The 7,134-nt window shown below is 42.9% G+C and carries 6 protein-coding genes and 2 pseudogenes; 7 read left to right on the forward strand and 1 reads right to left on the reverse strand.

Translation table 11 applies throughout. The features are described 5' to 3' along the window. Positions 1 to 44 precede the first annotated feature (44 nt). From CHU92_RS03390 to pruA, 3 genes and pseudogenes are all read left to right on the forward strand, one after another. Positions 45 to 962, forward strand: a pseudogene (locus CHU92_RS03390) (type IX secretion system plug protein); the annotation flags it as partial. Between the two features lie 102 nt (positions 963 to 1,064). Further along, positions 1,065 to 1,451 carry a Co2+/Mg2+ efflux protein ApaG gene (gene apaG, locus CHU92_RS03395; protein ID WP_094412613.1) on the forward strand — a complete coding sequence of 129 codons (387 nt, stop codon included), beginning with the start codon at positions 1,065 to 1,067 and terminating at the stop codon, positions 1,449 to 1,451. Positions 1,452 to 1,557: 106 nt separating this feature from the next. Then, a complete protein-coding gene (gene pruA, locus CHU92_RS03400; RefSeq protein WP_094412615.1) occupies positions 1,558 to 3,183 on the forward strand; it encodes an L-glutamate gamma-semialdehyde dehydrogenase in 1,626 nt (541 codons plus the stop codon). A 161-nt stretch (positions 3,184 to 3,344) separates the two neighbouring features. Here the strand turns inward: pruA and rsmG are convergent, their stop codons facing one another. Then, the gene (gene rsmG / locus CHU92_RS03405) at positions 3,345 to 3,980 is read right to left on the reverse strand and encodes a 16S rRNA (guanine(527)-N(7))-methyltransferase RsmG (RefSeq protein ID WP_094412617.1); all 636 of its coding nucleotides are present in this window, start codon (positions 3,978 to 3,980) and stop codon (positions 3,345 to 3,347) included. A 107-nt stretch (positions 3,981 to 4,087) separates the two neighbouring features. Here rsmG and CHU92_RS03410 point away from each other — a divergent pair, with 107 nt between their 5' ends. The 4 genes and pseudogenes from CHU92_RS03410 to purT all read left to right on the forward strand — a co-directional run. Further along, positions 4,088 to 5,182 (forward strand): fatty acid desaturase family protein, encoded by a 1,095-nt coding sequence (locus tag CHU92_RS03410; protein WP_094412619.1) that lies wholly within the window; start codon positions 4,088 to 4,090, stop codon positions 5,180 to 5,182. A gap of 12 nt (positions 5,183 to 5,194) precedes the next feature. After that, a complete protein-coding gene (locus tag CHU92_RS03415) occupies positions 5,195 to 6,379 on the forward strand; it encodes a pyridoxal phosphate-dependent aminotransferase (RefSeq protein ID WP_094412621.1) in 1,185 nt (394 codons plus the stop codon). Between the two features lie 80 nt (positions 6,380 to 6,459). Then, positions 6,460 to 6,909 (forward strand): endonuclease domain-containing protein, encoded by a 450-nt coding sequence (locus CHU92_RS03420; RefSeq protein WP_094412623.1) that lies wholly within the window; start codon positions 6,460 to 6,462, stop codon positions 6,907 to 6,909. A 38-nt stretch (positions 6,910 to 6,947) separates the two neighbouring features. Further along, positions 6,948 to 7,100: pseudogene (purT, locus tag CHU92_RS03425) on the forward strand (phosphoribosylglycinamide formyltransferase 2); the annotation flags it as partial. Positions 7,101 to 7,134 lie beyond the last annotated feature (34 nt).

The following is a 7,134-nucleotide window of genomic DNA, read 5'->3' on the forward strand; positions in this document are numbered from 1 at the left end:
CGCACTAAAGAAATTTAATAAAATAAAAGTTTAAACCACTTCGTTATGTACTACAGTTCCCCAACCAGTTTACCCGTATAAAACTTTCCGGTAACTATATACTGAAGATACTGAATGATGACCGTGAAGTTGTCTTTAGCAGGAGGTTCATTATCTATGAGGATATCGTGAGCGTGCCCTTGCAAATAAGGCGTGCCCGTGCCATGGAGGATATTCCGCATAAGCATAATCTTGATTTTTCAATAAAAACTAATGCCATTTCTTTCCAGATGCCGATGCAGAATGTCAAGGTAGCGCTCTTCCAGAACGGGCGTTTTGATAACGCTATTTATAATGTAAAGCCACAGTTTACAATAGGTAATGACCTGATATACCGCTACGATAAGGAAACACAGTTTTGGGCAGGTAATGAGTACCTGAATTTTGATAATAAAGATATCCGCAACGCCGTGAACAATGTATTGCGTATAACAGCCGGCGAAATATATAACACCATTTTATATCCCAATGAAGCCCGTGGTAGCCAGCCCTACACATTCTTCCCCGATGTGAATGGTAACTTCCTTGTGAGGAACATTAACCTTAATGTCACCAACCCGAACCTGGAAGCAGATTATTCCTGGGTATTTTTTAGCCTCAGCGCACCGGCATATTTTGGAAAAGAAGATATATATATTGGCGGCATGTTTAACAATTATGCCAAGACACCCGAATTTAAAATGGATTTCAATAAAGAAACAGGCCGGTATGAAAAGGCAATAATGGTAAAACAGGGCTTCACCAGTTTTCAGTATATTCTTGCTGACAAAAACGGTAAAATAAATGGTGCCGATGCTGTTGATGGCAATTATTTCCAGACAGAAAATGATTATAATGTTTTGGTGTACTACAGGGAAAATAACGACAGGTACGACAGGGTTATAGGGATAGGTACGGCTAATTCAGAAAATATTATCAACTAATAGTCAAATAACTAATATTTATTTTTAATTTGACATACATCTGTATGTAGGTAATAAATTTGTATTTTTGGCATTATAATGAGAGATAAAGGCAAGTAGGTCATGGTATCACAAATAACGAGAGGAATCAAAATTTCAGTATCTACCGGTTTTGAAGGTACCTACTTCAAAAACTACAAGTTGCACTTTGCCTTTACCTACGAGATAACCATTGAAAACCACAGCAAAGATTCTGTTCAGCTGAACAGCCGCCATTGGGAAATCTATGATTCCCTTAATAATACGGAAGTGGTTGACGGCGAAGGTGTAATTGGGAAAAAACCGGTACTTAAGCCCGGTGAGAAACATACTTACAGTTCCGGCTGCCTGCTTTCATCGCCTTTTGGCGCCATGCGTGGCTATTATAACATGATCAACTTTACCACTACAAAAACCTTCAGGGTTATCATACCTGCGTTCAGGCTGAGCGCACCTTTCGCTTTAAATTAACATTATCGCAACAGGCAGCACTTTACGCTGCTTTTTTTGCAATTAGGGGAATTATTATTCTCGTATATTTGCATATCCTAATATTAATTGTTTAAATCAATCTATTATGCCAAAAGGAATTTACAATGTGCCTAAAGCATTTAACGAGCCCGTTAAATCATACGCTCCCGGAACAAAGGAGAGGGAACAGGTACTTGCAGCATTTAAAGAAATGTACAACAGCACAGTTGATGTGCCTTTATATATCGGTAGCGAAGAAATTCGTACCGGGGACACCAAAACCATAAATCCGCCCTTTGACCATAAAAAAGTGGTGGGGCACTATCACCAGGCCGAAAAACAGCATGTAGCGCAGGCTATAGAGGCAGCGCTTAAGGCTAAAACACAGTGGGCGGCCATGGCATGGGAGCACAGGGCGTCAATATTCCTGAAAGCAGCCGAACTGCTTGCCGGGCCTTACCGTGCCAAAATCAACGCCGCTACCATGATAGGCCAGGCAAAAACAGTGCACCAGGCTGAGATTGACTCGGCTTGTGAGTTTATTGACTTCCTGCGGTTTAATGTGGAGTTCATGACCAAGATATATGCTGAGCAGCCTGTATCATCTGAAGGGATTTGGAACAGGATGGAGCACCGCCCGCTGGAAGGCTTTATTTATGCCATCACCCCATTCAACTTTACAGCTATTTCGGGTAACCTTCCTTCAGCGCCTGCACTTATGGGCAATGTAGTAGTCTGGAAACCAAGCGCCACACAAATGCTTTCAGCCGGCGTTATTATGGAAGTATTTAAAGAAGCGGGACTTCCGGCGGGAGTTATCAATATGGTTTCAGGCAACTCCGCTATGATTAGCGAGGTGCTTATCGGCAGCCGGGATTTTGCAGGGGTACATTTTACAGGCTCCACAGGTGTATTCAATGATATTTGGGCTAAGATCGGCCAGAACATCAGCAAGTATAAAACCTACCCGAGGATAGTGGGCGAAACAGGCGGTAAGGACTTTGTGCTTGCACACCCGTCATCAATACCGGCCCAGGTGGCTACTGCGCTTTCAAGGGGCGCTTTCGAATACCAGGGCCAGAAATGTTCAGCAGCGTCAAGGGCTTATATTCCGAAATCAATATGGCCTCAAGTTAAGGAATTGCTTTTGGCAGACATGGCATCCATGAAAATGGGTTCGCCTGAAGACATGAGCAACTTTGTGTCGGCAGTGATTACCGAAAGCTCATTTGATAAGCTGGCAGCCTTTATTGATGCGGCCAAAAATGCTAATGATGCTGAGGTTATAGCAGGCGGTAACTATGATAAATCAGTAGGATACTTTATTGAGCCAACCGTTATTCTTACGGATAACCCTAAGTATGACACAATGTGTACAGAGCTTTTCGGGCCGGTGCTTACCATACATGTTTATGAAGACGCTAAGTGGGAAGAAACCCTTAAACTGGTTGACGAAACGTCGCCTTACGCACTTACCGGGGCTATCTTCAGCCAGGACCGTTATGCTATAGAGCAGGCTACCAAAGCGCTTGAAAACAGTGCCGGTAACTTTTATATTAATGATAAGCCTACAGGTGCAGTAGTAGGCCAGCAGCCATTTGGCGGTGCCAGGGCATCAGGCACTAACGATAAGGCCGGTTCAATACTAAACCTGCTGCGCTGGGTATCACCTCGCACAATTAAGGAAACATTTGTTCCGCCTACAGATTACAGGTATCCGTTCTTAGGGTAATGTTTAAATATAAAGAAAGGCTTCCGTAAGGGGGCTTTTTTTAATTCCCCTCCTTTGGAGGGGGTGCCCACAGGGCGGGGTGGTTTTTAACCGGCGGCATAAATTCAATAGGTAACCACCCCGGCCTTCAGCCACCCCCTCCGGAGAAGGAGAATGTGTTATTATTCTAATACCTTATACTTCATCGCCAGGTGCACCACCTTCTTCGTCTCAAAAAATTCATCTTCAAAATAATCTGAAAGATTATAAAGCGTAACCCGCTGGAAAACCTGCAGTTCTTGGGTCAGGTCACCGCCTTTCAGGTATAAAATGCCGTTGGGCAGGTCATGGTTCTGTTCCTTCTTTACCTTACCACGCACCCATTTTACAAAATCAGGCATGTTGGTTACGGCACGGCTTACAATAAAATCAAATTCTGCGTCAACCTTCTCTGCGCGTTTCTGTTCGGCGCGTACATTCTTTAGGCCAAGAGCTGTTGCTACTTCCTCTACTACCTTAATTTTTTTGGCAATGACATCAATCAGGTAAAAATTAGTTTCAGGAAATAATATGGCCAGCGGTATACCGGGGAAACCTCCGCCCGTGCCTACATCAAGCACGCTTGCACCGGGCCTGAATTTCATAACTTTCGCTATCCCAAGCGAATGCAGTACATGCCTGGTGTAAAGCGCATCAATATCCTTGCGGGATATAACGTTTATTCTGGCATTCCATTCGGTGTACAATGCTTCAAGGCGGCTAAATTGTGCCAGTTGTGTTTCGGTGAGGCCTGGGAAGTACCTGATTATTTCCTCCATTATGTTCGGGATTTCCGCAAAAGTAAACATTTGGCATGATATTATGTTTGTAGTCTTGGTTGGGGCATATATTATAATTACCTTTGAACTTTTAGATTAACTATTTTATGCATTTAAATCATCCCATTTTTTCCAAAAACGATTCTATAAAATTTTTCAGGACGCTTAATAAGCGTGTAAACGATTACTTCAAAGAAAACAACCTTAAAAAAACAGGCAACTGGAAGTTACACCTGAAAACATTCATAATGTTTTCACTCTTCTTTGCGCCCTATTTCCTCATCCTGGCACTTAACCTGCCCTGGTGGGCACAGCTGTTGCTGACTGTAGTTATGGGCATAGGCATGGCCGGTGTGGGCATGAACGTAATGCATGACGGCAACCACGGCTCGTATTCAGATAAGTCGTGGCTTAATAAATTTATGGGTGGCAGCATTTATATCCTGGCAGGTAATGTGTATAACTGGCAGGTACAGCACAATGTGCTGCACCATACCTATACCAACATACACGGCCATGATGAAGACCTTGATGCCGGGCGTGTAATACGCTTTACGCATACTGCCCCGTGGCACAGGTTCCATAAGTTCCAGCATTACTATTCGGTATTCCTTTACGGGCTGCTTACCTTTAACTGGGCTATTACAACCGATATAAAACAAATGAGGCGCTACATCAGGAAAGGCCTTTCATACGGCAAGTTCCGGAGCCCCGTGAAACAATGGACAGTTTTAGTGATAACTAAGCTTATTTATGTGGCAATATGGCTCGTTACCCCTATGATATTAGGCATTGTGTGGTGGAAGGTGCTGCTGGGTTTTTTTGTAATGCACTATACCGCAGGGCTGATTTTAAGCATTGTATTCCAGCTGGCTCATGTTGTGGAAGAAACAGCGAACCCCGTGCCTGATGAAAATGGAGAAATTGAAAACACCTGGGCAGTACACCAGTTATACACTACAGCTAATTTTGCTCCTAAAAACAGGATTATCAACTGGTTTACAGGAGGGCTTAACCACCAGATTGAACACCACATATTCCCTAATATAAGCCATATACATTATGGTAAAATTGCTGAAATCGTTAAGCAGACCGCAAGGGAACACAACCTGCCTTACCATGAATTTAAATCGATGCGTAGTGCAGTTGCAGCGCATTTCAGGCATCTAAAGGAGTTGGGAATGAAACCATCATTAAATTAATTTTTATAGAAAATGAATCAGCTTTCTGACAGGATTAATAATTTATCTACTTCACAAACCCTTGCCATGGCTGCCAAAGCCAGGGAACTGAAGGCACAGGGTATAGATGTTATTAGTTTAAGCCTGGGCGAACCCGATTTTAATACACCTGATTTTATAAAACTGGCCGCTAAAAAGGCAATTGATGATAACTACAGCACCTATCCGCCTGTAGACGGCTATATGGACCTGAAAGAGGCCATCTGCCGCAAGTTCCTCCGGGATAACGGGCTGGCCTATAAACCATCGCAGATTGTAGTGTCAACCGGAGCAAAACAATCGCTTTACAACGTAGCGCAGGTAATGATAAATGAGGGCGATGAGGTAATACTGCCAGCACCATACTGGGTAAGCTATTATGAAATAATAAAAATGGCAGGAGGTATTCCTGTTGAAGTACCTACAACAGTAGAAACCGATTTTAAAATAACACCGGAACAGCTTGTGGATGCCATTACACCTAAAACCAAGATGATGTGGTTTAGCTCGCCGTGCAACCCGAGTGGGTCGGTTTACAACAAAGAAGAGCTGGAAGCGTTAGTGAAGGTGCTGGAAAAACACCCGCAGATTTTTGTAGTGTCAGACGAAATATATGAGCACATTAATTTTTCAGGCACATTTTGCAGTATAGCATCGCTGCCGGGAATGATTGACAGGACAATAACCGTAAACGGTGTGGCTAAGGCTTTTGCCATGACGGGCTGGAGGATAGGTTATATTGGCGCACCTGAATTTATAGCGAAAGCCTGCACTAAAATGCAGGGGCAGGTAACCAGCGGTGCCAACAGTATTGCACAGCGCGCTACCATTGCTGCTGTTGATGCTGACCCAAGCGTTTTAAAGTATATGGTTGATGCGTTCCACAGCCGGCGAGACCTTGTAGTTAAACTGATAAAAGATATTCCCGGCCTTAAAATCAATGTTCCTGAAGGCGCTTTTTATGTATTTCCTGATGTATCTTCTTTCTTTGGAAAAACTTTAAAAGGTATTGATATTAAAAACGCCGATGATTTTTCACTATACCTGCTGGAGCATGCCAATGTGGCTACCGTAACCGGTGATGCTTTTGGTAACCCGGACTGCATACGCCTTTCCTACGCTACCAGCGAGGAGCAGCTCATAGAAGCTTTAAGAAGGATAAAAGAAGCGCTTGCTTAAAAACATACTGCCCTGCAAATTTGCGGGGCTTTTTAATTCCCCTCCTTTGGAGGGGTGGCTGAAAGCCGGGGTGGTTTAAAATGCAGGAAATTATAGTTACATACATAAACGAGCATCCAATTTACAGGTATTATCTGGAGAATCTTCCTTATAATCCTGCATTGTCTTTGCGTGCCAAAGCCCTCCGTAAGCAAGGTATATATTCGGAAGTTGTTTTTTGGCAGCAGGTGCATAAAAGAAAGTTCTATAATATAGATTTTGACAGGCAAAGGATTATTGGCAATTACATAGCTGACTTTTATTGTAAAAGCCTCAGTTTAATAATTGAAATTGACGGAGCAAGCCATAATGATAAGGAAATATACGATGACAAGCGGGATGCTTATTTGCAGTCATTAGGACTAAAACTCTTTAAAGTTACTGATTTTAGAGTTTTACATGATTTGGAAAATGTAATGTCAGAACTAGAGAACTTTATAATCACGGCCTATAGTAAACCACCCCGCCCTGCGGGCACCCCTCCACAGTAGGGGAATTAAAGATGATTAACAATATAAACAACAACACAATGAATAAAAAAATACTCCTCCTGGGTTCAGGTGAACTGGGTAAAGAATTTGTAATCGCAGCAAAGCGTATAGGCCAGACTATAATAGCTGTGGATAGTTATGAAGGCGCACCCGCCATGCAGGTAGCTGATGGCTTTGAAGTAATTAACGTGAGTTCGATTTAAGCCGCTAACCTATCATCAATGA

This window comes from Flavobacterium cyanobacteriorum, from assembly GCF_002251835.1.
GTDB lineage: Bacteria > Bacteroidota > Bacteroidia > Flavobacteriales > Flavobacteriaceae > Flavobacterium > Flavobacterium cyanobacteriorum.

Coding starts and splice junctions, on each gene's coding strand:
- apaG (WP_094412613.1), top strand. CDS start 1,065: ATGGTATCACAAATAACGAGAGGAATCAAAATTTCAGTATCTACCGGT.
- pruA (WP_094412615.1), top strand. CDS start 1,558: ATGCCAAAAGGAATTTACAATGTGCCTAAAGCATTTAACGAGCCCGTT.
- rsmG (WP_094412617.1), bottom strand. CDS start 3,980: ATGGAGGAAATAATCAGGTACTTCCCAGGCCTCACCGAAACACAACTG.
- CHU92_RS03410 (WP_094412619.1), top strand. CDS start 4,088: ATGCATTTAAATCATCCCATTTTTTCCAAAAACGATTCTATAAAATTT.
- CHU92_RS03415 (WP_094412621.1), top strand. CDS start 5,195: ATGAATCAGCTTTCTGACAGGATTAATAATTTATCTACTTCACAAACC.
- CHU92_RS03420 (WP_094412623.1), top strand. CDS start 6,460: ATGCAGGAAATTATAGTTACATACATAAACGAGCATCCAATTTACAGG.